Below are 23,782 nucleotides of genomic sequence, written 5' to 3'. Positions count from 1 at the left end.
GGCTGCGATGTTGTCGGAGCAAGATGAGGGTGCTGAAGGTTTTCATGGCCTCAACCCTAACCAGTGGGCTGAGGGTTGGCAAGCGTTGAAAAAAAATTGAGAGAAATGCTCAAAAAAAGCGCTATTGCGAGATTTTCTTGTGGCTAGCATTTGAATGCTTTGCATCTGTTGCGCAGTATTTTTCTTTGGCGCAATGGTGTGTCAACCGTTCAGAAGGGCTTCAGATCTGCGTTGGCCCGGCAATCGCCGCCCGTTTCGTCGAGCGGCTCAAGGGTCTATCGACGCAGAGTCAGCCCGGCCTCAGGGCTGAAAGGCACCGATGAAGATCGCCGGGTCAACACGCGCATCGTTCAGGCTGACGTTCCAGTGCATGTGCGGCCCGGTCGCGCGCCCCGTTGAGCCAACGCGCCCGACCACATCGCCACGACGCAGCTGCTGCCCGTTCTGCACGTCGATCCTGGACATATGGCAGAACATGCTGATGAAGCCCTGCCCGTGGTCGACGAACACCGTGCGGCCATTGAAAAAATAATCGCCTACCAGAATCACCTTGCCATTGGCTGGCGTCTTGATCGGCGTACCCGCTGGTACAGCGAAATCCAGGCCCGCATGGGGGTTGCGCTCTTCACCATTGAAGAACCGGCGCACGCCGAACTTGCTCGACAGCGGCCCATTGACCGGCTTGTCGAGGATCAGGTTGCTTGGCAATGCCGGGCTGAAGCTGCGGTAGGCCTTGATCTGCTCGGCCAGTTCGCGATCGATGCGCTTGAGGTCGGCCGGATTGGGGTTGACCTGGCGGGTGTTCTTCAAGGTGATGCGCTGTTCGGGGTACTGCTTGTGGCCCACGGTGAAGGGCAGGCTTCGGCTGCCTTGCTGCACCACCGCCTGCCCAGGCTTCTGGGTCAGGGGGATACCGACGATGGCCAACCAGTTGTCCTGTTCCTTGACCACCAGCACCGGCTTGCCATCGAAGCGTGCGCTGGGGGCACTGGCTGCCGGCCCCAGGTCGACCACTGCAACGCCGCCGGGCACCGGCTTGTTCAGCGTGCGGGTGATGTAGCTGGCCTGGGCTGTGGCGCTCAGGACGGTGAAGGCGAGGGCGAGCAGTGACGCGAGCAAGCGGGGCATGGGTCAATCCAGAAGTGAGAGCGTGACCGGAGTCAGGTGGTTATCTTCGACCCGCACCTGCAGCTCGCCTTCGTTGAGGCGTGCGGTGAGGCGCTGGCCGTTGCGCGTCTGTTCGGCGCTGCGGATGGCCTGGCCTTGTTCGTCGAGCAGAATGCTGTAGCCGCGCGCCAGCGTCGCCAGGGGGCTGACGATCTGCAGGGTCTGTAGCTGGGCCTGGAAGCGCTGGCGCCGGTCCTTGAGCACGTCGCGCATGGCCCGTGGCAGTCGCTCGGCCAGGCTGTCCAGGCGCTGGCCCAGCAGGGCCAGGGTGCGCCCGGGATGTTGCGCAGCCAGGCGCGTCTCCAGGCGCACCAGGCGCTCGCGGCGCTGATTGAGGTTGTGCAGGAAGGCACGGCGCAGGCGCATGTCCAGGTCATCAAGGCGCTGAGCCTGCTGACGCAGGCGTTCGCCCGGATGGCGCAAGCGGCGAATCAGCGACTCCAGGCGCAGGCGATCATGCACCAACCGGTTCTGCATGCGCAGGGTCAGGCGCCGTTGCAGGCCGTCCAGGCGATGCTGCAACCCGCTGCTGTCGGGGGCAAGCAGCTCGGCCGCAGCAGACGGGGTAGGGGCACGCACGTCGGCCACGAAATCGCTGATCGACACGTCGGTTTCATGGCCCACGGCGCTCACGATCGGCGTCTTGCACGCGGCCACGGCGCGCGCCACGGCTTCCTCGTTGAAGCACCACAGGTCCTCCAGCGAACCGCCGCCGCGGGCCAGGATCAATGCGTCGAAACCGCGGCTGTCGGCCAGGCGAATGGCGCGCACGATCTGGGCGATGGCTTCGCGGCCCTGCACGGCGGTGGGGATCAGGTTCAACTCCACCTGGGGCGCGCGACGGGCGAACACACTGATGATGTCGCGGATCACGGCCCCGGTGGGGGAGGTGATGATGCCGATACGCTGGGGATGCGCAGGCAGCGCGCGCTTGCTGTCGGTGCTGAACAAGCCCTCGGCGCCAAGCTTTTCCTTGAGCGCCTCGAAAGCCAGGCGCAGCGCACCATCGCCAGCAGGCTCCACCGTATCGAGGATCAGCTGATAGTCGCCACGGCCTTCGAACAGGGACACCTTGCCGCGCACCCGTACCGCCAGGCCATCACGCAGTGCCTGGCGCACCCGCGTGGCGCTCTGCCGGAAGAGGGCGCAGCGCACCTGGGCACCGCTGTCCTTGAGGGTGAAGTACATGTGACCGGAGGCCGGCCGGGCCAGGTTGGAAATCTCGCCCTCCACCCACACGCTGCGGAAAACGTCTTCCAGCAGCACCCGGGCGCGGCCATTGAGTTGGCTGACGGTGAGCACATCACGGTCAAGGCCGAGGCGTTCGAAAGGGTCTTTGATCATGGGAAGGCACTATAAAGGATGAGGGGGCCGGGTGTCGTGCCCGGTCGATCAGGAACTGACCTGGATCGCGGGTGCCTACCCTGGCGTACCGATTGCCGAAGCTGCGCAGGTCATGTGCTCGATGAACTGGCTAACCAGCGGCCCGGCATCGCGACGGTGAGCGATGGCGACGGTGCTGACGCAGCCGGGGTCCGTCAGCGGGATGAACCGCAGCGCAGGAGGGGCGATGTCCTGCATGCAGCGTGGCAGCAAAGCCACCCCGAACCCCGCCTGGATCAGCTGCAACTGCGTGGTCTTGCGCGACACCACCCGCGCAGGCTGGGGAAAGAACCCCGCCGCCATGCACAGCTCGGCAGACAGATAGCTCAGGCCACCGCGTTGGTGGTGGGGAATGGAGATGAACGGCTGGCTCGAAAGCTCCGCCAAGGCGATGCAATCGCGCGCTGCCAGCTCATGGGTAGGGGCAAGCGCCAGCAGCAGGGGCTCTTCGAACAGCGGCTCGACGCACAACCCATCGTGCTGACGCAGCACCGGCAGTCTCAGCAGCCCGATGTCCAGGCGACCTTCGGCCAGGGCTGCAAGCTGCCCTTCGGAGGACAGCTGGGCGATCTCCATGCTCACGCCTGGGTTGGTCCGCAAGTACTCACCCAAGTGCTCAAGCAACCGACCGGTCAGCGGCACCGTGCTGGAGTGGCTGATGTTCAGGCTGCCGCGCAGGCCCTGGCCAACGGCTCGGGCCAGCTCGCCAGCCTTGTCCAGGTCCAGCAGCAGGTTGCGCGCACGCGGCAGGAACGCCCGGCCCGCATCGGTCAGGCGAGGCAACCTGGCCGTGCGTTCGAACAACGCCGTGTCCAGCTGCAGTTCAAGCTCGCGCACCTGGCGGCTGAGGGCGGACTGGGCGACATACAGCCGTTCGGCCGCAGCACTGAAGCTGCCACATTCGGCAATTTCCACGAAGTAACGTAACTGACGGGTCGAGATCATGAGCGATGCCATTTCGAGATGGATCAAGGCGAGATTGCATATTAGCCGGCATGACACGGGTTTGGTTATGGTGCGCTGAACCTTCAAGGACAATGCGCCGATGCTTGCTGACTTCGCCATAGCACTACCGTTCTCGGGGCTTGACTGGCTACCCATCGTGCTGGGTATCGCGGCGGCCTATGTGGTGTTCGGCATCGCCGGCTTCGGCACGGCGTTGGTGGCAGGCCCGGTGCTGATCCATTTCATGCCGCTGTCGCAGATCATTCCCTTGCTGGTGTTGCTCGATTTCGTGGCGGCGTTCGGCAACCTGCTGCCCTCGCGGCGCGATGTGGTACGGGGCGAATTGCTGCGCCTGCTGCCGTTCATGGCGCTGGGGTGCACCCTGGGCGTTGTGTTCCTGCTGCAGCTCAAATCGGACCTGCTGATGCTGCTGATGGGGCTGTTCATCACCGCCTACGCGTTCTATAGCCTGGCGCTGAAGGTACGCCCGGCCTCGCTTGCCGGGTGGTGGGCGGCACCAATGGGCACCGTGGGCGGGCTGTTCGGGGCCTTGTTCGGCAGTGGCGGCTTTCTCTACGCCCTTTACCTGAGCGCTCGCCTGCCCGACAAGGCGCAGGTGCGCGCCACCCAGAGCGCGTTGATCAGTTGCAGCACCCTGGTGCGCCTGACGCTGTTCCTGGTCGCCGGTGTCTACGCCGATCGACAACTGCTGCTGATGGCGGCCTGCCTGTTGCCGGTGATGGTCATCGGCCTGTGGGCTGGGCGCAGGCTCGCGCACAGGCTGTCACGCGAGGTCTTCGTGCGGCTGGTCACCTGGTTGGTGCTGGCCAGCGGCCTGGCGCTCATCGCTCGCTATGTGAGCGCTTGAGCAGGGGGTAGAATTGGCCGACTACCCGATCCAAGGCTTGTCCCGCTCATGAATACCCAAAGCATCATCGTTCCCAGGCAGTCCACCGTCCCGGTGCACGAGGCCCGCGCCCGCGCCATCCTGCGCTGGCTGGTCCGCGAAAAGGTCGTGGAAGAGCAGCTGACCACCTGCGGGCGTACCGGCAACCGCATGGCCCATGCCCTTGGGCCAGGTGCTCGCAAGGTGGCGCTGCACCCCGACAAACTGCCCTTCGGTGCGCCGGTCAACGGCCTTGAGGTGATGCTCAAGCGCTGCATCTATACGCCCACCGAAGGCTTCAAGGAAGAGGCAGGCTGCCCGCAGTGCCGGCGGGAAGTGGGCGAGCCGTTGTTCGACAGCCTGGAAGAGTGGATGCCTGGGGTCAGCGACAACTTCACGTGCCCGCTGTGCGGGTTCGAAGACGACATCAATGGCTTTCTGTTCCTGCAACCCTGTGCCTTTTCCAACCTGGGCTTCATCTTCAACAACTGGGGCGATGCCGGGTTCACCCAGGCGTTCATCGACAGCTTCGCCGATTGGCTGGACCAACCGGTGGCGGTGGTGCAGGTCCGGCTCGCCTGACGAGCGGCCGGGCAGGGCGGTAGCGCGCAGGGCAGCAACGGCCACTTGTAACTTCAGGCTTGATTTACATTGAGTGGCACGGCACGCATGAGTATAATGGCGCGCTTCCATTTTTCCCGCCCGGGAGCCCCCGCGATGTTGCGTATCAGCCAAGAAGCCCTGACCTTCGACGATATTCTCCTTGTACCTGGTTATTCCGAGGTACTGCCCAATGAAGTCAGTCTCAAGACCCGTTTGACCCGTGGCATCGAGCTGAACATCCCGCTGGTCTCCGCTGCCATGGACACCGTCACCGAAGCGCGCCTGGCCATCGCCATGGCCCAGGAAGGCGGTATCGGCATCATCCACAAGAACATGACCATCGAGCAGCAGGCCGGCGAAGTGCGCAAGGTCAAGAAGTTCGAGGCTGGCGTGGTCAAGGACCCGATCACCATCGAGGCCGACGCCACCGTGCGTGACCTGTTCGACCTGACGCGCCTGAACAACATTTCCGGCGTGCCTGTGCTGGAAAACGGTGACCTGGTCGGTATCGTGACCTCCCGCGACGTGCGCTTCGAAAGCCGCCTGGACGCCAGGGTCCGCGAAGTGATGACGCCCAAGGAACGCCTGGTCACCGTCCGCGAGGGCGCGGACAAGAACGAGGTGCGCGAGCTGCTGCACAAGCACCGCCTCGAGAAAGTGCTGATCGTCGACGAGCACTTCAGCCTCAAGGGCATGATGACCGTCAAGGACATCGAGAAGGCCAAGGCCTATCCATTGGCCAGCAAGGACGACCAGGGTCGTCTGCGCGTTGGCGCTGCTGTCGGCACCGGCAAGGACACCGGCGAGCGTGTTGCCGCCCTGGTCGCCGCTGGCGTGGACGTGGTCGTGGTCGACACCGCTCACGGGCACTCCAAGGGCGTGATCGAGCGCGTGCGCTGGGTCAAGCAAACCTACCCGCAGGTGCAGGTGATCGGCGGCAACATCGCCACCGGCGCGGCTGCCAAGGCCCTGGCCGAAGCCGGCGCGGACGCGGTCAAGGTCGGTATCGGCCCTGGCTCGATCTGCACCACCCGTATCGTGGCCGGTGTCGGCGTGCCGCAGATCAGCGCCATCGCCAACGTCGCCGCTGCGCTTGAAGGCACCGGTGTGCCATTGATCGCCGACGGCGGCATCCGCTTCTCCGGTGACCTGTCCAAGGCCATCGTCGCCGGTGCCAGCTGCGTGATGATGGGTTCGATGTTCGCCGGTACCGAAGAAGCGCCGGGCGAAGTCGAACTGTTCCAGGGCCGCTCCTACAAGGCCTACCGTGGCATGGGTTCGCTGGGCGCCATGGCGCAGTCGCAAGGCTCCTCCGACCGTTACTTCCAGGACTCCTCGGCCGGTGCCGAGAAGCTGGTCCCCGAAGGTATCGAAGGCCGCGTGCCGTACAAGGGCGCACTGGCCGCGATCATTCACCAGCTGATGGGCGGCCTGCGTTCGTCCATGGGCTACACCGGCAGTGCCACCATCGAAGAGATGCGCACCAAGCCGGAATTCGTACGCATCACGGGCGCCGGCATGGCCGAGTCCCACGTTCACGACGTGCAGATCACCAAGGAAGCCCCCAACTACCGGGTTGGCTGATTGCTCAGCGGTAAGCTCCAGACGGTGGCTGCGTTCGCGCAGCCACTGCGTTTTCCCCGATCAACTTGCAGCTTGCAGCTTCAAGCTCGCAGCTGAATCAGAGATTCCCCATGGCCCTCGATATTCACGCTCACCGGATCCTCATCCTCGATTTCGGCTCCCAGTACACCCAGCTGATCGCCCGCCGCGTGCGCGAGATCGGCGTGTACTGCGAACTGCACCCGTTCGACATGGACGATGAAGCGATCCGCGAATTCAACCCGCGCGGCATCATCCTCGCCGGTGGCCCCGAGTCGGTTCACGAAGCCAACAGCCCCCGTGCACCCCAGGCCGTGTTCGACCTGAACGTGCCTGTGCTGGGCATCTGCTACGGCATGCAGACCATGTCCGAACAGATGGGCGGCAAGGTCGAAGGGTCCGACCTGCGTGAGTTCGGTTATGCCCGCGTGGACGTGGTCGGCAAGAGCCGCCTGCTCGACGGCATCGAGGACCATATCGACGCCGACGGCGTACTGGGCCTGGACGTGTGGATGAGCCACGGTGACAAGGTCACCCAGCTGCCGACCGGTTTCCACGTACTGGCCAGCACCCCGAGCTGCCCGATCGCCGGCATGTTCGACGACACACGCGGCTACTACGGCGTGCAGTTCCACCCGGAAGTGACCCACACCAAGCAGGGCGGTCGCATCCTGTCCCGTTTCGTGCAGGACATCTGCGGCTGTGAAGCCCTGTGGACCCCGTCCAACATTGTCGAGGACGCCATCGCCCAGGTGCGTGAGCAAGTGGGGTCGGCCAACGTCCTGCTCGGCCTGTCCGGCGGCGTGGACAGTTCGGTGGTCGCGGCCCTGCTGCACCGCGCCATCGGCGACCAGCTGACCTGCGTCTTCGTCGACAACGGCCTGCTGCGCCTGCACGAGGGTGACCAGGTGATGGCCATGTTCAAGGAGAACATGGGCGTCAAGGTGATCCGTGCCGACGCTGAACAGCAGTTCCTCGACAACCTGGCCGGCGAAGCCGACCCGGAGAAGAAGCGCAAGATCATCGGCCGCACCTTCATCGACATCTTCGATGCCGAGGCCAGCAAGCTGCCCAACATCCAGTTCCTCGCCCAGGGCACCATCTACCCGGACGTGATCGAATCGGCTGGCGCCAAGAGTGGCAAGGCCCACGTGATCAAGTCCCACCACAACGTCGGTGGCCTGCCGGAGGAAATGAACCTCAAGCTGGTCGAACCACTGCGTGAGCTGTTCAAGGATGAAGTGCGCAAGATCGGCCTGGAACTCGGCCTGCCCTACGACATGGTCTACCGCCACCCATTCCCAGGCCCGGGCCTGGGTGTGCGCATCCTGGGTGAAGTGAAGAAAGAATACGCCGACATTCTGCGTCGCGCGGACCATATCTTCATCGAAGAGCTGCGCAAGGCTGATTGGTACCACAAGACCAGCCAGGCCTTCGTGGTGTTCCAGCCAGTGAAATCGGTTGGTGTGGTCGGTGACGGCCGTCGCTACGCCTGGGTCGTCGCCCTGCGCGCCGTCGAGACCGTGGACTTCATGACCGCGCGTTGGGCTCATCTGCCTTACGAACTGCTGGAAACCGTGAGCGGCCGTATCATCAACGAGATCGACGGTATCTCGCGGGTGACCTACGACGTGTCGAGCAAGCCGCCGGCGACGATTGAGTGGGAGTGATCCTGCGTCCGGTATAGCCCGGCACGATCTAGCAAAAAATGCCCTGAAGCCCGCGTAATTGCGGGCTTTTGGCTTTTTGCGTTTGGCAAATTCGGATAGAGTTCTGCATCGCCAAGCACGGTGTTTGTGTGACATGGTACGGGGTATTGACTGCATCTAATGCCATGCATGACGCTCAATACCATGTCGTTTGCCTCAGTATTGACACTGTATCGAAAGTCAGGGCCTGGCTCGCGGCGCGTCCGCGCTACAACATGCACTTCACACCGACTCCGGCCTCGTGCCTGAATGGGGTCGAGCGCTTTTTCTCAACGCTGAGCGAGAAATGGATCAAGCGGCAGGCACAGGTTAGCGTCAAGATCTAGAAGCATCGATTGAGCACTACTTGGAAACGTCAACCAGACTCCGAAACCATTCCGGTGGCATGAGAAGGCTGGTGACAGCCTCCTCTCAGTCGCTCGTGCAGCAAGCGCGCTGGGCAAATGATGTTTCCATGATACTTATGAAGCACCACACGAGTGCCCCGAACGGGTAGTTCGTTATCTGTTTGAATAAATAGCCCAATGATTCAGAGGCTTTTAGATTAACGAACTACCCGGGCGGAACACGGGTCTTTGCTATTTAGTCCTTGATATTCCAATGGCCAATATTCGTCTTGTCATCCATGAACCTCAAGACCCCCCCCTCAATACTCAATGGCCTACCCGTCCCAGGCTCTCTTTGCCAGATCTCGTAATAATCGCCCTTGTCGACGAACGTCACGGGGTCGAACTTTTTACTGTAGGGCCTCACCCATCCTTTTGTGCTATCGATGTACTGACCCTTCAAGTGCTCGCAGGCAACCTTAAGGTAACCACCCCAGTTACCGTCTTTTTCCCAGCTGTCTACAACTTCAACCCATAACGTAGACCTTAATTTGCCTTCGGTGTGATCTGTGCGAAAGGCGCGTCCATATCTGTCCTTATTGTAGATTGCACCCGCCGTCGTCTTGGCTACATCGCCACCGTCAAGACCGATACCTAGCCCATCATCATCGGTGAACCTCACAATGGCTTTAGAGTTATTCTCGTCATAGCCAAAGTAAAGTTTAAAGGCAGACTCTCTTCGCTTTCCCATAAGACACCTCTATCCTGTTGATGAATGTTACAGCTGTGGAAAAAGACAGTATTTTCATGCCCCAGCGTCATTGTTAATGACGCAGAAGACAAAATCGAAACTCATTGAAAAATAGACGCGTGCAGCCTGTCTAGGTTTTCAAGTCTGTCTTTCGTCGTACCTAACGTAATGCGCCCTTATAGATTTTCATACTGGCAAAAATATCAGGTGATAACCGCCGTGTTAGCGTAATGGCCGCGGCGAGGGAGTCTTCGGTCAAGTCCTCCAGTGTGATGACGCCTGACCGCCTGCCCGCCTGACCCGAGCCGCCCATGATCCAGTTTGCACGCCTGACGTTGAGCGTCCCGATACCTGAAGGCATCACGAACATGACCTTCCGGCACCTGCTGGAGTAGCATCAACTGGCCTGAGCGAGGCTCGCGGTCATAACGGTTATCTTCAAGAAAAAGGCCTGTCGCTACGCCCCGAATGAAAGTGCTGATGCGTGATGGAGTCGTCGTTTGGCTGGCGGCACGCCGGTTGAACCCAGGCAAATTCAACGGGTCGCTCGTGTAGCAAGAGCGCTGGGTAATTGATGTTTCCATGGTACTTATAAAACACCCCACTCGCTGCGCAGGTGAAGGTGCATATTGACCCGAAGAAGGTGATGTTCGCATGGCTGCGGAACGATGGTCTGACATGTCAGGGGGCTGAGTTCATCGAGCGCTATAGCCTGAACGTTGCGCCGCCAGAAGCGCAGATCTTATCTAGTGCAAGCGTGCTGGAGTGGAACCGCGTCAACGAGATCAAGCATCTGGCCATCCACTTCGATCTGGATGTCCTGGATCCGACTGAGTGTCGCTCGGTCTTCTTCGGCGACCCTAACTCGGCCTGCAACCCTTACGAGGCTTCCCTGCAGGGAAAATGAGCGTCGCCCAAGGCGTGCGATTGATCAACGGTGTATCCAAGGCGACTGATGTGGTTGGTTTGGGTATCACCGAGCACCTGCCGTGAGACGCCATCACGCTCAAGGGTAGATTGGCTGAGATCCCGATCCTGAAGTAGGTCTCTAGAAAAGAAAGAGCCAGCTTCTGCTGGCTCATTCAAGCCAGTATGGGTTCCCAACTCAGGCGCCATGAATCACCCTTGATCTCATAGCCACTACCATGCATTTGCTCGACTGGCCGAGATTGGCTATTGAGACGACGCAGGCGAAAGGCTGTTTTTGGAATAGCGTGGGCGTGATCCACGCCATTTAGCAACAGCGTGTTGGCCACCGAGCTATAGCGCTGAAGCGCTCTCGGCTCCCTTACAGGAGGCCGGAAGGGACGGGGCCGCTTAGCGGCCCCATTTGCATTGGATAACAGCCTTTCACTCAATGCTTGGCTGCCAAGCCCAAGCCCCAAGTCCTAACGACCGCCGCGACTCAACCCACCCAGCCGCGCCGAAATCGACTGCATCCCCTTGCCCAACTCCCTGAGCGTACTCGCATCCCGGGCGCCTTCTTCACTGGCCGCATGGATCCGTACCGCCAGCTCGTTGATTTCCTGCGTCACGTGGCTCTGCTCCTGGGCGGCGACGGCGATCTGCTGGGCGCGCTGGACGATGTCGTCGAAACTACCCACGGTGGTGCCCAGGGTCGTGGCCACGCCCACGGCCTGCTGCACCGACTCGCGAGTGCGCTGCGCACCGTGCTGCATGGTGGTGACCGCAGCGTACGATGCCTCGCGTAGATGGGTGATCATTTCCTGGATTTCGTTGGCAGACGTTTGTGTACGGCCGGCAAGCGTGCGCACCTCATCGGCTACCACCGCAAAGCCGCGGCCTTGTTCGCCAGCGCGGGCGGCCTCGATGGCAGCGTTGAGCGCCAACAGGTTGGTCTGCTGGGAGATCGACTTGATCACCTCCAGCACGCCGCCTACGCGCTCGATGTCTTCGCCCAGTTGGGTGATCGCGGTGGCCGCGCCCGAGATGTCGGTCGCCAGGCCTTCGATGGATTCACCGTTGCGACTGACTTGGTCCTGACTCTTCTGCGCCTCGACCAATGAGCTGCGAGCCGTGTCCGAGCAGTCCGTGGTGTTGCGCGCGACCTCATTGGCGCTGGCCGACATTTCGGTGATGGCGGTGGCGAGCAGGGTGTTGTCCACGCGTTGCGCCTCTGCCCGATCGGCCAGGCCAGTGGACAGTTGCGCCAGCTCGTTGGCTTGTTCTTCCAGTGACACCGACTCCTCGGCTATGTGGCGCAGCATGGCCTGCAGAGAGCCGGCGTACTGGTTGACGGCCGTGCGCAAAGCGCCCAGCTCATCATTGCGCACAACGTCTAGCTGAGCACCCGCCTGGCCGCCTTGACCCAGGCTTTCGATTTGCGCCGTGGTTTCGTCGATCTGGGTGAGCAGCCGCTTGCCCGCCAGCCATGCCAGCCCCAGCAAAATGGCCAGTAAGGGCAGCAGGAACAGCAGGATCTGGCCGGTGAGCTTGTTCGCCAGGCCGACAACACGAGCTTCGGGGGTGACCAAGCCAATGCGCCAGCCAGTGCCTTCCATGGTAGTCAGGGTGACGTAGGCCGGCCCATCGAGGCGCGCATCGTTATCCAGATAAAGGGTGGTGGTGCCAGCCGGCTTGCTCGCCAGGCTATCGGCCACTGGCTTGAACCACGGTTGTTCCTGGCTCAGGCCAGCAAGGGTCGGCAAGCCCTTGGCGCTCTTTGCATCGGGGAAGAACAGCAGGTTACCTGAGGCGTCGACCGCAAAGGCGTAGCCACCGGTGACATTGCCGTTGGCCTTGAGGAAGGCCGCAAGGCCGTCGAGCTTCAGGTCAATGGTGGCGACGCCGGCGAACGCGCCTTGGGCGTGATAGGGCACGCTGCACGTCGTCATGGCGACGCCACTGACCGGGTCCTGGTACCCATCCGACCAGACACAGCGGCCCAAGGGCGCGGCTTTGGCGCCGATGTACCAGGACTCAGCCTGATACGGCGCGGTTTGCGCAGCGTTGTACTCGTCCGAGTAATCCAACCCATTGCTGGCGTTGCGTGCCCAGAAGAAACTGCGGCGTTCGGTGCCGGCAACGAAGCTGTTGGGTTCTGGCCACAGCCCGCCGCCTGCAATGGCGGTATCGCCTTGGCTGTCGATCACGTTGGGCAAGTTGGCCTTGATCAGGTTCTCGTCGCGGGGCAGGGTCTCGGCCAGGTGCGCCATCGCAGCCGCGGTGCCCTCGATGCGGTTCACCTGCATGGCCAGCTGGCGGGTGATGGCGCTGGCCGACTGTTCCGCCGCCTCGGTGCCAGCTGCAACCAGTTCAGGCTTGCCGCCCAGGGTCATGACGCTATAGATCGCCAATGCGGTGAGTGCCAGCAACGTCAGGATTCCCAGGGTCATGCGCCCGGAGATGCGATTGGGAAGTAGCGACATGCTGAAGCTCCACAAAATTTAGGTTGGCTTTCATTGATTACGGCAGCCAAGCCCGATAGTTGAGGTGCTACATCATGTTTCGTATGAGCGGACGACCGGTGGCGGCAAAAAGGCTATGAGTCGAGGGGGAATCAGCCAAAGCCGAGCACACCTTCTGATACCCATGAAGCATCGTCATCCTCTCAAACGATAAACGCTGTCCCGGCCGTCTTCAGGCAACGGCGTATCAAGCACCCCTCCCGCCATCGGTAAACCCTGCGCCCATCCCGCGGCCAACACCTGCACGTCCCGCGCTGGGTCGCACGCCCTGACCCTCTCATCGCGCAACCGACACGTCTGGGCATCCGTTGCGAACAAGGCGCGGGCAAAGCCCCGGCCCTGTTCCGAAAGCCGTGCGGTTTTGGGGGCGCGGATCGTTGTAAATACCTCAAACGCCTCGGTGGGCTCGTTGCCGGCAACGGCCAGGCAGCGAGCCAGGTGCCAGGCGTCTTCCAGGGCCTGGCAGGCGCCTTGGCCGGAGGTGGGCAATGGCGCATGCGCAGCGTCGCCGATCAACAGCACGTTCGCGCGGCTCCACGTGTGCAGCGGTTCCAAGTCGTGGACCGCAATTCGCCGGACGGCCTGGATGGGGGTTGCCCGGATGATGCGTGAAACGGGCTCGGGCCATTGGGTGAATTTATGCTCGACCTGCGCCCGGTCATCGGCTTGGCCAGCCCCTTCGTTGGACGAGCATGCTTGCGCGGCGGCCCAATACACCAGGTCAGGTCGAACCGCCACCGCACCGAAGCGCTGCCCCGTTCCCCAGTAATCCTGGATCGACACATCGTCCACCAGTGCGCGCGACCCTTGGGCCACGCCGATCCAGTTCACGAACCCTTGATAGCGCGGGGTGTTGTTGCCCGCGACGAACTTGCGTGTCACCGATGCCATGCGCCCGTCCGCACCGATCAGCACGTCTGGGCGGATGCGTGTGCCGTTGCCGAAGCGGGCCACGGCCTGGCCCTGGGCATCCAGGTCGATGGCAACTGCCTGGCAGCCGAATTCGACTGCGATCCCCGCCCGCCTTGCATGTGCGAGCAACACGTCCTGCAAATCCCGGCGCAGCACCGTTACGGTGGGGTAGCCCATGGTTCGGTCCAGCAGTTCGATATCCAGGCCTCCCAACGCATTGCCGGCTGCATCGTACCGGCGCATGGCAAGGGGCCTGCCGCCGACGGCCTGGATAGCGTGCAACACGCCGAGCTGCTCCAGCACAAAGCTGGCGTTGGGCCAGAGCGTCACGCCGGCCCCTCCGGCTGCCGGTACACTGCGGCGCTCAAAGACCCGTGGGTTGAAGCCCTGCTTGCGCAACGCCAGCGCCGCGCTCAGCCCTGCAATGCCTGCACCCACTATCGCTATGTCCACGTTCCAGCCCTCCTTGTTCATTCACTGCCCCGCGCCAGGTCATTGAGCGCTGGGGGCAAAGGGCAATCGTAGATTTCCCCGTTTCAGATCACTAGCGTGCAAAAATGGGACGTTTTCATACCTCAGGTGGGATAGTCAGTGCGCAATGAGCTCGATCTGAATGCGGTCCGTGTTTATACAGCGGTGGTGGATGAGCAGAGTTTCGTCGGCGCCTCGCGTGTGCTGGCCATGCCGTCTTCGAATGTCAGTCGCCATGTGGCTTCGCTGGAGCGACAGCTCGGCACGCGCCTGCTCGAGCGCAGCACCCGTCATCTGCGCATGACCGAAGCGGGGCGGCTGTTATACGCACGAGCCAAGCCCTTGCTCGACGCTTTGCGCAGCACCCAGGAAGCACTCGGTGCTGTACAGCGCGAGCTGCGAGGTCCATTGAAGCTGTGTATGCCGGGTGAGGCTCCCAGGCTGCTGGCGCCCATCCTGGCCGAATTTTGCAGCCTGCACCCTGGCATCGAGCTTGAGTGCGATACCCGGGTGACTGGGCTGCAAGTGCTGCGTGAGGACGTGGACCTGTGCATCCTCTTTCACCGTGGCCGCCAGGAAGACAGCGAGTTCATCACCTGCGAGCTGGCCTGCTTGCCGAGCATCGTGGTCGCTGCCCCGTCTCTGCTGGCCCGTACAGGTATCCCGCAGCACGTTCGAGCGCTGAAGTCGCTGCCTTGCATCACCACGCTCAGCGCGCTCGGCGGGCAACCCTGGCAGTTTCAAGGTGCCAAGGGCGAAATCGTCAAGGTACCGGTGCGCAGCCGTTACCGCGTCAACAGCGGTGAGCTGGCCGTGGCGGGCGCGCGGCAGGGGATAGGGTTTGCGATTGTGGCGGCTTATCCCTGCCAGGACGATCTGGCGGCTGGCCGGTTGCAGGAAGTGGTACTGGATCTGTGCCCGGCGCCTTTGCAGTTGCTGGCGGCGTATAGCCACCGCCATTCAGTGACGGCGCGGGTGCGCGCCCTGCTGGCGTTCATTCGGGAGCGGTTGGAGGCGATGCACAGCTTGCCAGGCGGTTCTGCCGGCGCAGGTTGATCACGGCGTAAAGCGCGCTCACACCGGCAGGCTGTCACGGCCGAAAAAGCGGCCTGTCAGATCGCCTTCACCTTGACCCATTGCTCGGCCTCAAGCCACGCCCCGATCTCGTTGGGGCGCATCGGCCTGGAGAACAGGTAGCCTTGTGCCCAGGTGCAGCCCAGGGTCTTCAGGGTGTTGAGTTCTGCCGCAGTCTCCACGCCTTCGACGATGCACTCCAGTTGCATGTCCTGACACAGGGCAATCAGCGACTTGACGATTTTCAAGCTGGCCGGGTTGAGCTGGATGCCGGTGACGAAGGTGCGGTCCACCTTCAGCTTGGTCAGCGACAACGCATGGATCTGGCTGAGGCTGGAGTAGCCGGTGCCAAAGTCGTCCAGGGAAATGCCGCAGCCCAATTCACGCAGGCGGCTGATGGCGCGCTGGGCTTGTGGCAGGTCCTGGATGGCTGCGGTTTCGGTGATTTCCAGGTCCAGGTACGCAGGGTCGAACCGGCTGCTCCTGATCAACGCCACGATCTGCTGGGCGGCCTCTTCCGAGCCACAGTCATGGGTAGACAGGTTGAAAGACAGGCGCATGCCTGCAGGCCAACTGGCGGCCGTGTCCAGTGCCTTGGTCAGCAGGGGCAGCGTGAGGCGATTGACCATGCCGATGCGCTCGGCGATCGGGATGAAATCACTGGGTGGCACATTACCCAGTTCCGGGCTTTCCCAGCGCGCCAGTGCCTCGAACGCAACGGTTCGCTCGCTGCGGATATCCACGATGGGTTGGAACACCATGTGAAACTCGCGATCAAGGTCCGCCCTGCGCAGGGCCTGCTCGGTCAGCCCTTGTCGATTGAGTTGCTGACGATGGGCAGTGCTGAACAGGCACGCCGTGCCAGGGCGATGACGCTTGCTCTGGTACAGCGCGTAGTCGGCATATTCGTACACTTGCGTGGCTGACGATGCCTGATCCGGAAAGGTGGCGATGCCCAGCGACGCACTGATCTGAATGGGGATGTCCACCAGTACGAATGGCTCGCGCATGCGCGTGCAGACCTTCTCGCCAAAGGCGCGTAGCTGCTCGTCATCCAGGGCCTGGGTAGTGATCAGGCCGAACTCGTCGCCCCCCAGCCGGCTCAGGTGCACGCTGTCGTCGAGCAACTCGTTGAGGCGCTGACCGACCTGATACAGCAGCCGGTCGCCCACACTGTGGCCATACAGGTCGTTGACTGGCTTGAAACCATCCAGGTCAATCAGCCCGACGGCCAGGCGGGCGCCCTGGTCACCAGCTTGGGTCAACAGCGTGTCGAGCCGGGAGAAGAACTGCCGGCGATTGGCAAGCCCGGTCAGGCTGTCCACGTTGGCCAGCTGCAGGTTTTCCTCGCTGAGCCTGGCCGTTTGCGCCTGCATGTTCACCAGCCGGGTGAAGTCGGTGTATTGCGCCTTGAGGATGACCAGCATGGCGATCGATACCAGCAGCACATCGAGCGCGGTGGCAATGAACGTGATGATGGAGGTGGAGGCGAAAAACACCACGAACGCTGTGTTGACCACAGCGGTAGTGGCCAAGGCCGCTGGCAACAGGTGCATCATGCAGAAAATGCAGCCGATCACGGTGATGGCCATGTAGAAGGCGACATGCGCCCGGGTGTAGCTGTCGCCATAGGGAAACAGCGCCAGCGACCAGGCCGTGAAGGCCACGGCAACGAAGGGTGCGAGCGTGTTGGTGCGTTTGAGTGCCGTGACCATCTGGGCCGGGCTGCGCACGCGCCTGCGGGTACGTACCCACTCTATCCCTCGGACCAGGCCGAACACCGTCATGATCATCGGGCAGTACACCACCAGCCAGCGCGGCGCCACCGTGAAGTGGGTGCCCGCCAGCATCAGCGTGTTGATCAGCAGGATGAAGTACATCATGGGCAGCTGGCGCGACAGCGCGATGTATTGCGCCTTGACCAGGTCGGGGTTGTCCTTGGGTACGGACATCAAAGCTCGCAGGCCGAGTAGTGTTTTTTTCATCAGGCGACGCTCTGAAAGTACAACCAGGTGACAAACCGAACGGATTGCCCTTTTTCAGCTTGAAACGAGCAGGGCGGGACGCTGCTCTCACGGACCGTATCGGCCGATCCTCTGGTTGCTGCAATCGTTCAGACTGGTGGCACTTTGATTTCGTTCCCGCCTGCCAACGCCGCGGTGAGTAGCGCCGGTTATTCCGTGCCGGGGGTGTGGCCGAAATAGGCCTTGTAGGCATGGCAGAAGTTCGCCGGGTTGGCATAGCCGATGTGATAGGCGATCTGCGAGATTTGCCATTTGCGTTCCAGTACCAGGAGGCGTGCAAGCTCCAGGCGCTGTTGGCGAATGTACTGCAGGATCGAACAGCCAAACTGCTGGCTGAAGGCCCGGCGCAGGGTGGTCTCGCTCACTTTCAGCTGTTTGGCCAGGGCGGCGACGGACGGCGGGGCAGTGGGGCTGGTGTCCAGCAGCCGACGCGTTTCCAGTGCCAGGTCGCGGCGGCCACGGTCTTGCTGCAGCTCAGGTGTCGGGGCCTGGCTCGACAGATGGCTGGCCAGCTCCAGCACGATCCCCAGGCTCAGGCTTTCGTAGTGCAGGCGGCGCAAGCTCCCGCTGTAGGGCGAGCGATAAAGCTGCTGGAACAGGCGGCTCAGCGAGGGGGACTGGGGCAACTGGTCGAACTGCATGCCATCGGCCAGCAGGGCCAGCAGTGGGTGGAACTGGGGATCGTCCTGAGCCAGTTCGCGCAATGCGTCACCGGCAATGCGCACGCCGGCCATGCGCGCATGGCTGTCGACCGGCAACTGGTCCTGGGCTTCGAGGCTCTCGCTCAGGCCAAGCACGTGCAGCCGACCGGTGTCGTACTGGTTCAGCCTGCCGTCGACCTTGTGCTGCCAGGCGCCGTCGAACACTTGCACGATGCACAGGCTCTCTGGCAGCACCTTGTCGATGCGCAGGGGCTCCGGAAAGTGCAGGTGGCAGTCGAAGTACTGCAAGCCTTGGCGCACGGTCTGTGCCCGATAGTGCCCCGTGGCACTGCCCATCACATGAGCGGCACGCGTATCCAGCACGCCTGCCTGGGCCAGGGAGCCAGGGCTGTCGAAACAGAAGGCGGTATCCAGGTAGGGGGTTAGCGATTGCATGCAGGCTCGGTTTCTCGGTGGGGGCAGCGTCGACCGGAAATGGTAACGCGCGCACATTTTCGACAATAGTCGTTGTGACCAACCGGCTGTTTGTTGTGATGAACGGGCAACTGGGTTGGCAGCCTGGCTATTGAGTCCTTCAATACGCGTTTTGTTGCAGATCAGGAAACAAAATCATGTTCGCTTATCGGAAATGGGCTGCCTTGCTGGTTGCCGCGCTCACCCTGTGTATCGGTCAAGCCCAGGCCGAGGACCGCCCGGACGTGGCCAAGAACGTCGTCGCCTACCTGGGCACCGAAGGGGCCAAGGTGTGGACGCTGCGTATTGGCGATCGCGCGGCCAACGAGGCGCTGGTGCAGGTGGAAGGCGTCGATCACGACTGGGATATGCGCATCCAGAAAATGCACGTCGAGAAAACCGCCAAGGATACCCGCTACTGGACCGACGTCGACGGCAAGAAATTCGTCGTGCTGATCATCCAGGGCATGTGGGGGGGCGAGCTGTACCTGCCCGGCGAGGCGCAGCCGCGCCAGGTCGGTTACTCGGAAGGTTTGTCGCATCAGGGCAACGCCGAGGCGTTCCTGACCGATTACCTGGCCGCCAAGAAATAATCGAGGGGCATCGATCATGAGCGAACATACCGATCCATTGGCCGACCTGTCCGGCTCGCTGGGCAATGAGTACGACCAGTCGCGCACGGCCCAGCGCGAGCGCGTGGTCGCCGAGCTTCGGCAAGTGATCGAGCGCGTGCCGGAGCAGAGCGAATTCACCAACTCTCGCCGTTACCGCGTGTGGGGGCCTGTATGGCTGGTCGGTGCCCTGATTCTGTTCGGAATCGGCATCAGCATGCAGCGCACCGGGCCGATCGTGGCCACCGCCTTCATCGTGCTCATCGCCGCTGTTGTGACCTGGCAGCACCGCAACGCCGGTACCCAGGTGTTCATGCGCCTGACACGCCGTCAACTGTTCGTCGACACGTTGGACGCGCCAGTGGACCTGGCCCAAGTGCAGGACATCTCGGTCAAGGATGAAGGGCTGGTGATGATGCAGACGCTGGAGATGAGCAGCGATGCTGCACTGCCTACCCACCGAGTGGCGAGGCTGCAGTTCTTCGGTAACCAGGCCATGGTCCTGAAAAAGCCGCGCCCCCAGATCCGTATCATGTCGGCTGGGCTGGCGCAGAACGGACGCAAGCTGTCCAACGAAGAAGTGCTGGCCGTGCTGACGGCCTACTGCGATGCCGCCCACGCTCAGCGTCAGCTCGAGCTGCTGCAGGCCAATGGATAACTCCGGCGCCAATGACGACCTGGCCTACCTGCAGGTCCATGCCGTCGGGCCCGATGAGTCGTTCGAGCTGCGCGAGCACTCGCTGGGCAAGGCACTTGCGTGTGCAATCATCGGGCTGGTGGCACTTGGGCTCGGTGGCTGGCTCGCGAGCTTGCCGATGGTCTTCGGCCCGCAGACCTCCACCGCGGTGGTGGTGTTGCTATGGGCATTCGGTGCAGGGCTGGCCGGCATCGGGCTGGTGGCCCTGGTTTGCGCCTGGGCGCTGTATCAGCGCCATGGGCAGTGCGCACTGGCGGTGACCCGTGACACGGTCGGCTTCGCCAACGCCTTGGCCCCAGTACCATGGGAAGCGTTCGAGGGCTTCGATGTCGAACAACGGCGGCTGAGTACGCACCTGGTGTTCAGCCTTGCCGCGTTCGGTGCTGCACCTGTGCTCAAGGCCTCGAGTTTCAAAGCGCTGGCAGCCCCTGATGCCCAGCTGATTGCCGGTGGCCTGCGGCTCAAGGTGTGGGCCTGTAACTTCACCCTGACCGGGCGCAGGCTCACGCTGGCAGAACTGGTGGACGTGCTTTACCCCTACCTGCAGGCAGCACAGGCCAGGCGTACCTTGGCACAGTTGTTCCCGGCCGTGGCTCGCCAGGGTGATGCCCTGCGGCGGGCTGGGCCATGAGCAACGGGGCCATACGGCTGCTCAGGCGCCTGGGCTGGGGCTTGGCCCTGCTGCTGTTGCCGCTGCTGGTACTGGGGTGGAGCCAGGTGCAACTCTGGCGCCTCGAGGTGGCACAGGCGCAGGCTCAGGTGATGCGCCAGTGGCTGGATACGCCAAGCGACACGCTCTTGCAGGCCCTGCCCAAGGCCGAGCGTAACCCATACCTGCCCCAGGCAGACCGACGTGAGCGGTTTCAGCGTGAAGTGGACCGCTATGAGGCGGGCCTTGGCGGGCAGTCTCTGCGCAAGGTCCTGGCAGTCACGAGCGGCCTGCTGGCGGTTCTGGCCCTGCTCACTGCGGCCGGGGCGTGGCTCAGGCTCAGACTGGACGCCTGGCGGGCGCTGCGCTCATCTGAGTTCCTGCAGCAGCACATGACCCAGCGTTGGCGTGCCCTGGGCAAGTGGCTGGTACTGCATCTGGGCTTGCTGGCTGCCGCATTGAGCCTTGCCTTGCTGTACGAGCTGAGCGTTGCGACCAGCCGGGTGGCCGAGGGTGGGTTGACGGTGCTGTTCATCGTGTTGCCGCTGGCTTCGTGCGTGCTGGTCTGCCTGCAACTGGCCAGGCGGTTGCATCGACGCTGGCCGCTCGTGCTCGATCAAGGCACGTCCTTTCTGGGCAGAGCGCTTGATCGGGACAGTGCACCGGGGGTATGGCGCTGGGTCGAGGGCCTGGCGGCGCAGCTTCAGGCACCGGTCCCCGACAACATCGTGGTTGGCCTCGATCAGGGCTTTTTCGTCACCAGCGTGCCGATTCTGCTTCAGCCTGCAGGCTTGCCGCTGGCGGGGCGCACGCTGTACTTGCCGCTGCCTTACCTGGGTATGCTCAGCCAGGCAGAAGCGGGTGCGGTCATTGGACACGAGCTGGGCCATTTCCGGCATCAGGACACCGAACGCGCCAGCCAGACCAACGCACAGTTCAGCATGATGCGTGCTCATTTCTCGGCGCTGGTCGGCCATGACGAGCCCGCGCCCTGGACGCAACGCCCGACGCTGTGGATGGCCTGGCAGTTCCTGCATCATTTTCAGCGTGCGGTGCTGCACTGGGGGCGGTCGCAAGAGCTGCTGGCGGACCAGGCAGGCGCTGCAGTCGGCGGACAACGGCTGTTTGCGCAGACCTTGCTGCGCATCATTGCGCTGCAGCCTGCGGTCGATACGGTGCTGGCGACGTGCGGTGGACAAGGTATCGATCGAGCCCTGCCTGGCTACCTTGAGCATCACCCGCTGCAGGTGGGCGACGAGGTGCTGGGTGCCGCCATGGCGCACCCCTTCGACACTCACCCTGCAGCCGCTTCCCGCCTGCAGGCGTTGGGTGTTGCGCCCGACCCGGCGCTGCTGTTCGCCGCTACCCGGGCACCGGGCGTCGAGGAGCGCCACTGGTTCGGCCGACTGTGCACGGGGCGCGCGCTCAAGCCGATTGAGCGCGCCCAGGACACATCGGATTGATCCTTCACTTAATCTTTCCCATTCGCAGGTGTATCGTATTCGCCCTTCCTCATCAGCGCCTGCTGGTGAACTGTTTGTGCCGAACACGAGGTACCCGCTGCGATGTCCTTCACCCGTCGACAAATGCTCAAGGGCCTGACCGGCCTGGTTGTGGTTGGCCTGGGCGCGGGGGGCGCCGCGCGGTACTGGCTGGGCAAGGTCGAAGATGACAATGCCGGCCATGACTACGAGCTGATCGCAGCGCCCCTTGACGTCGAACTGGTCCCTGGACACACGACTCAAGCCTGGGCGTTCGGGCCCAGTGCCCCTGGGACCGAGCTGCGCGTGCGGCAGGGTACCTGGCTGCGCGTGCGCTTCATCAACCACCTGCCGATCGAGACCACCATCCACTGGCATGGCATCCGCTTGCCGCTGGAAATGGATGGCGTGCCGTATGTGTCGCAATTGCCAGTCAAGCCAGGGGAGTATTTCGACTACAAGTTCCGGGTGCCCGATGCCGGCAGCTACTGGTACCACCCCCATGTCAGCAGCTCCGAAGAGCTGGGCCGGGGCCTGGTGGGCCCGCTGATCGTCGAGGAGCGCGAACCTACCGGTTTCAAGCATGAGCGCACGCTCAACCTCAAGACCTGGCATGTGGACGAGCAGGGGGGCTGGATGCCGTTCAGCGTCCCGCGCGAGGCGGCGCGCAATGGGACGGCAGGGCGGCTGATCACCATCAACGGCCAAGCCGATGCCGTGACCGAGCTGCCGGCAGGGCAGGTGGCGCGCGTGCGCCTGCTGAATCTGGACAACACCTGGACGTACCGCATCAACCTCAAGGGCAACTGCGAAGCGCGGATCTACGCGCTCGATGGCAACCCCGTCACCCCCCGGCCATTGGAGGATGACTACTGGCTGGGGCCTGGCATGCGCATTTGCCTGGCGATCCGCATTCCCGAGGCCGGCGAAGAGATCTCCCTTCGCGATGGCTTCGTGCGCCTGGGCACCCTGCGCGCGGTGGCCAACCCGGATGCGCCCAGCGACTGGCCAGCGGCGCTGCCGCCCAACCCCATCGCCGAGCCGGACCTGGAAAACGCCGAAAAGCTCAACTTCAACTTCGAGTGGGCAGGCAAGGTGTCGGTCGGCACCGACCAGGGCAAGCCGCCGAGCCTGTGGCAGATCAACGGTCAGGCCTGGGACATCACCGACAAGACCTGCGCCGATCGCCCGATCGCGACGCTGACCAAGGGCAAGAGCTACATTTTCGAATTGAAGAACATGACCCAGTACCAGCACCCCATCCACTTGCACGGCATGAGCTTCAAGGTGATTGGTTCCAACCGGCATGACATCAAGGAGCCGTGGTTCACCGACACCTACCTGCTGGGCAAGAACGAGCGCGCCCAGGTTGCGCTGGTCGCCGATAACCCGGGCACCTGGATGTTCCACTGCCACGTCATCGACCACATGGAAACCGGCCTGATGGCCGCGATCGCGGTGGTCTGATGCGACCGCAGATCATCGACCGCAGCCATGACCAGACCTACATGCGCATGGCGTTGGCGTTGGCCGCCGAGGGCGCCCAGCTGGGCGAGGTGCCGGTGGGCGCTGTGCTGGTGCAGGACGGCCAGGTCATCGGCCAGGGCTTCAACCGCCCGATCACCGACAGCGACCCCAGCGCCCATGCCGAGATGGTGGCGATCCGCGCCGCCGCGCGGGCGGTCGGCAACTACCGCCTGCCGGGTAGCACGCTGTACGTGACCTTGGAGCCGTGCAGCATGTGCGCCGGCTTGATCGTGCATTCGCGGGTGATGCGCGTGGTCTTCGGCGCACTGGAGCCCAAGGCGGGGATCGTGCAAAGCCAGGGCCAGTTCTTCGGGCAAGGCTTCCTGAACCACCGTGTGCTGGTGGAGGGGGGCGTGATGGCCGAAGCGTGCGGGCAAGTGCTCAGTGACTTCTTCAAGGCTCGCCGGGCCAAGCCGTGACG

20 protein-coding genes and 2 pseudogenes are annotated in these 23,782 nt (G+C 62.9%); 14 read left to right on the top strand and 8 right to left on the bottom strand.

The window, feature by feature from the left end:
* Positions 1 to 300: 300 nt before the first annotated feature.
* From CRP40_RS16085 to CRP40_RS16075, 3 genes are all read right to left on the bottom strand, one after another.
* The gene (locus CRP40_RS16085; RefSeq protein WP_027913793.1) at positions 301 to 1,128 is read right to left on the bottom strand and encodes a M23 family metallopeptidase; all 828 of its coding nucleotides are present in this window, start codon (positions 1,126 to 1,128) and stop codon (positions 301 to 303) included.
* A gap of 3 nt (positions 1,129 to 1,131) precedes the next feature.
* Positions 1,132 to 2,511, bottom strand: a complete 1,380-nt coding sequence (gene xseA / locus CRP40_RS16080; RefSeq protein WP_023533297.1) for an exodeoxyribonuclease VII large subunit — start codon at positions 2,509 to 2,511, stop codon at positions 1,132 to 1,134.
* 75 nt (positions 2,512 to 2,586) lie between these two features.
* Positions 2,587 to 3,495: a LysR substrate-binding domain-containing protein gene (locus CRP40_RS16075; RefSeq protein WP_049695560.1), complete on the bottom strand. Its 909-nt coding sequence runs from the start codon at positions 3,493 to 3,495 to the stop codon at positions 2,587 to 2,589.
* Between the two features lie 100 nt (positions 3,496 to 3,595).
* On the opposite strand from CRP40_RS16075, the gene CRP40_RS16070 reads away from it, so the two are divergent.
* The 5 genes and pseudogenes from CRP40_RS16070 to CRP40_RS16050 form a co-directional block, all read left to right on the top strand.
* Complete coding sequence (locus tag CRP40_RS16070) at positions 3,596 to 4,363, top strand: sulfite exporter TauE/SafE family protein (RefSeq protein WP_027913794.1); 768 nt, start codon at positions 3,596 to 3,598, stop codon at positions 4,361 to 4,363.
* 48 nt (positions 4,364 to 4,411) lie between these two features.
* Complete coding sequence (locus tag CRP40_RS16065; RefSeq protein ID WP_027913795.1) at positions 4,412 to 4,963, top strand: hypothetical protein; 552 nt, start codon at positions 4,412 to 4,414, stop codon at positions 4,961 to 4,963.
* 135 nt (positions 4,964 to 5,098) lie between these two features.
* Positions 5,099 to 6,568 (top strand): IMP dehydrogenase, encoded by a 1,470-nt coding sequence (gene guaB / locus CRP40_RS16060; protein WP_023533362.1) that lies wholly within the window; start codon positions 5,099 to 5,101, stop codon positions 6,566 to 6,568.
* Between the two features lie 110 nt (positions 6,569 to 6,678).
* Positions 6,679 to 8,256 carry a glutamine-hydrolyzing GMP synthase gene (guaA, locus tag CRP40_RS16055; protein ID WP_023533313.1) on the top strand — a complete coding sequence of 526 codons (1,578 nt, stop codon included), beginning with the start codon at positions 6,679 to 6,681 and terminating at the stop codon, positions 8,254 to 8,256.
* Positions 8,257 to 8,471: 215 nt separating this feature from the next.
* A pseudogene (locus CRP40_RS16050) lies at positions 8,472 to 8,742 on the top strand (IS630 family transposase); the annotation flags it as partial.
* Between the two features lie 135 nt (positions 8,743 to 8,877).
* Here CRP40_RS16050 and CRP40_RS16045 read toward each other — a convergent pair.
* Complete coding sequence (locus tag CRP40_RS16045) at positions 8,878 to 9,372, bottom strand: hypothetical protein (RefSeq protein ID WP_027913797.1); 495 nt, start codon at positions 9,370 to 9,372, stop codon at positions 8,878 to 8,880.
* Positions 9,373 to 9,680: 308 nt separating this feature from the next.
* Between CRP40_RS16045 and CRP40_RS16040 the strand changes: the two are divergent.
* Positions 9,681 to 9,779, top strand: a pseudogene (locus CRP40_RS16040) (IS5/IS1182 family transposase); the annotation flags it as partial.
* 215 nt (positions 9,780 to 9,994) lie between these two features.
* On the top strand, positions 9,995 to 10,279 hold the full coding sequence (locus CRP40_RS16035; protein WP_141400912.1) for a hypothetical protein: 285 nt from the start codon (positions 9,995 to 9,997) through the stop codon (positions 10,277 to 10,279).
* A 481-nt stretch (positions 10,280 to 10,760) separates the two neighbouring features.
* On the opposite strand, the gene CRP40_RS16030 is transcribed toward CRP40_RS16035, so the two are convergent.
* Together CRP40_RS16030 and CRP40_RS16025 are read right to left on the bottom strand one after the other, a co-directional pair.
* Positions 10,761 to 12,761, bottom strand: coding sequence for a methyl-accepting chemotaxis protein (locus tag CRP40_RS16030; RefSeq protein ID WP_027913800.1), 2,001 nt, complete (start codon positions 12,759 to 12,761; stop codon positions 10,761 to 10,763).
* Positions 12,762 to 12,935: 174 nt separating this feature from the next.
* Entirely contained in the window at positions 12,936 to 14,165 is a 1,230-nt protein-coding gene (locus CRP40_RS16025) for an FAD-dependent oxidoreductase (RefSeq protein WP_027913801.1), read from the bottom strand.
* A 138-nt stretch (positions 14,166 to 14,303) separates the two neighbouring features.
* Here CRP40_RS16025 and CRP40_RS16020 point away from each other — a divergent pair, with 138 nt between their 5' ends.
* A complete protein-coding gene (locus CRP40_RS16020) occupies positions 14,304 to 15,239 on the top strand; it encodes a LysR family transcriptional regulator (protein ID WP_027913802.1) in 936 nt (311 codons plus the stop codon).
* A 56-nt stretch (positions 15,240 to 15,295) separates the two neighbouring features.
* Here the strand turns inward: CRP40_RS16020 and CRP40_RS16015 are convergent, their stop codons facing one another.
* Together CRP40_RS16015 and CRP40_RS16010 are read right to left on the bottom strand one after the other, a co-directional pair.
* On the bottom strand, positions 15,296 to 17,242 hold the full coding sequence (locus CRP40_RS16015; protein WP_033694923.1) for an EAL domain-containing protein: 1,947 nt from the start codon (positions 17,240 to 17,242) through the stop codon (positions 15,296 to 15,298).
* Between the two features lie 188 nt (positions 17,243 to 17,430).
* Entirely contained in the window at positions 17,431 to 18,378 is a 948-nt protein-coding gene (locus tag CRP40_RS16010) for an AraC family transcriptional regulator (RefSeq protein ID WP_027913804.1), read from the bottom strand.
* Positions 18,379 to 18,554: 176 nt separating this feature from the next.
* On the opposite strand from CRP40_RS16010, the gene CRP40_RS16005 reads away from it, so the two are divergent.
* The 6 genes from CRP40_RS16005 (at position 18,555) to tadA (ending at position 23,780) form a co-directional block, all read left to right on the top strand.
* The gene (locus CRP40_RS16005) at positions 18,555 to 18,989 is read left to right on the top strand and encodes a hypothetical protein (RefSeq protein ID WP_027913805.1); all 435 of its coding nucleotides are present in this window, start codon (positions 18,555 to 18,557) and stop codon (positions 18,987 to 18,989) included.
* Between the two features lie 16 nt (positions 18,990 to 19,005).
* Positions 19,006 to 19,665: a hypothetical protein gene (locus tag CRP40_RS16000; RefSeq protein ID WP_027913806.1), complete on the top strand. Its 660-nt coding sequence runs from the start codon at positions 19,006 to 19,008 to the stop codon at positions 19,663 to 19,665.
* A complete protein-coding gene (locus tag CRP40_RS15995) occupies positions 19,658 to 20,335 on the top strand; it encodes a hypothetical protein (RefSeq protein ID WP_027913807.1) in 678 nt (225 codons plus the stop codon). The genes CRP40_RS16000 and CRP40_RS15995 overlap by 8 nt, the downstream gene beginning before the upstream one ends.
* Positions 20,332 to 21,816 carry a M48 family metallopeptidase gene (locus tag CRP40_RS15990; RefSeq protein WP_033694924.1) on the top strand — a complete coding sequence of 495 codons (1,485 nt, stop codon included), beginning with the start codon at positions 20,332 to 20,334 and terminating at the stop codon, positions 21,814 to 21,816. Before CRP40_RS15995 ends, CRP40_RS15990 begins: the two co-directional genes overlap by 4 nt.
* A gap of 102 nt (positions 21,817 to 21,918) precedes the next feature.
* Complete coding sequence (locus CRP40_RS15985) at positions 21,919 to 23,301, top strand: multicopper oxidase family protein (RefSeq protein ID WP_027913809.1); 1,383 nt, start codon at positions 21,919 to 21,921, stop codon at positions 23,299 to 23,301.
* Positions 23,301 to 23,780: a tRNA adenosine(34) deaminase TadA gene (tadA, locus tag CRP40_RS15980; RefSeq protein ID WP_023533384.1), complete on the top strand. Its 480-nt coding sequence runs from the start codon at positions 23,301 to 23,303 to the stop codon at positions 23,778 to 23,780. The genes CRP40_RS15985 and tadA overlap by 1 nt, the downstream gene beginning before the upstream one ends.
* Positions 23,781 to 23,782 lie beyond the last annotated feature (2 nt).

This window comes from Pseudomonas sp. URMO17WK12:I9 (assembly GCF_900230165.1).
GTDB classification, from domain to species: domain Bacteria; phylum Pseudomonadota; class Gammaproteobacteria; order Pseudomonadales; family Pseudomonadaceae; genus Aquipseudomonas; species Aquipseudomonas fulva.
Note: the sequence above shows the minus strand (reverse complement) of the source record. Positions and strands in the feature narration are given on the sequence as shown.

Coding starts and splice junctions, on each gene's coding strand:
- guaA (WP_023533313.1), top strand. CDS start 6,679: ATGGCCCTCGATATTCACGCTCACCGGATCCTCATCCTCGATTTCGGC.
- CRP40_RS16045 (WP_027913797.1), bottom strand. CDS start 9,372: ATGGGAAAGCGAAGAGAGTCTGCCTTTAAACTTTACTTTGGCTATGAC.
- CRP40_RS16070 (WP_027913794.1), top strand. CDS start 3,596: ATGCTTGCTGACTTCGCCATAGCACTACCGTTCTCGGGGCTTGACTGG.
- CRP40_RS15990 (WP_033694924.1), top strand. CDS start 20,332: ATGAGCAACGGGGCCATACGGCTGCTCAGGCGCCTGGGCTGGGGCTTG.
- guaB (WP_023533362.1), top strand. CDS start 5,099: ATGTTGCGTATCAGCCAAGAAGCCCTGACCTTCGACGATATTCTCCTT.
- CRP40_RS16010 (WP_027913804.1), bottom strand. CDS start 18,378: ATGCAATCGCTAACCCCCTACCTGGATACCGCCTTCTGTTTCGACAGC.
- CRP40_RS16000 (WP_027913806.1), top strand. CDS start 19,006: ATGAGCGAACATACCGATCCATTGGCCGACCTGTCCGGCTCGCTGGGC.
- CRP40_RS16075 (WP_049695560.1), bottom strand. CDS start 3,495: ATGATCTCGACCCGTCAGTTACGTTACTTCGTGGAAATTGCCGAATGT.
- CRP40_RS16065 (WP_027913795.1), top strand. CDS start 4,412: ATGAATACCCAAAGCATCATCGTTCCCAGGCAGTCCACCGTCCCGGTG.
- xseA (WP_023533297.1), bottom strand. CDS start 2,511: ATGATCAAAGACCCTTTCGAACGCCTCGGCCTTGACCGTGATGTGCTC.
- CRP40_RS16085 (WP_027913793.1), bottom strand. CDS start 1,128: ATGCCCCGCTTGCTCGCGTCACTGCTCGCCCTCGCCTTCACCGTCCTG.
- CRP40_RS16030 (WP_027913800.1), bottom strand. CDS start 12,761: ATGTCGCTACTTCCCAATCGCATCTCCGGGCGCATGACCCTGGGAATC.
- CRP40_RS16015 (WP_033694923.1), bottom strand. CDS start 17,242: ATGAAAAAAACACTACTCGGCCTGCGAGCTTTGATGTCCGTACCCAAG.
- CRP40_RS15985 (WP_027913809.1), top strand. CDS start 21,919: ATGTCCTTCACCCGTCGACAAATGCTCAAGGGCCTGACCGGCCTGGTT.
- CRP40_RS16005 (WP_027913805.1), top strand. CDS start 18,555: ATGTTCGCTTATCGGAAATGGGCTGCCTTGCTGGTTGCCGCGCTCACC.
- tadA (WP_023533384.1), top strand. CDS start 23,301: ATGCGACCGCAGATCATCGACCGCAGCCATGACCAGACCTACATGCGC.
- CRP40_RS15995 (WP_027913807.1), top strand. CDS start 19,658: ATGGATAACTCCGGCGCCAATGACGACCTGGCCTACCTGCAGGTCCAT.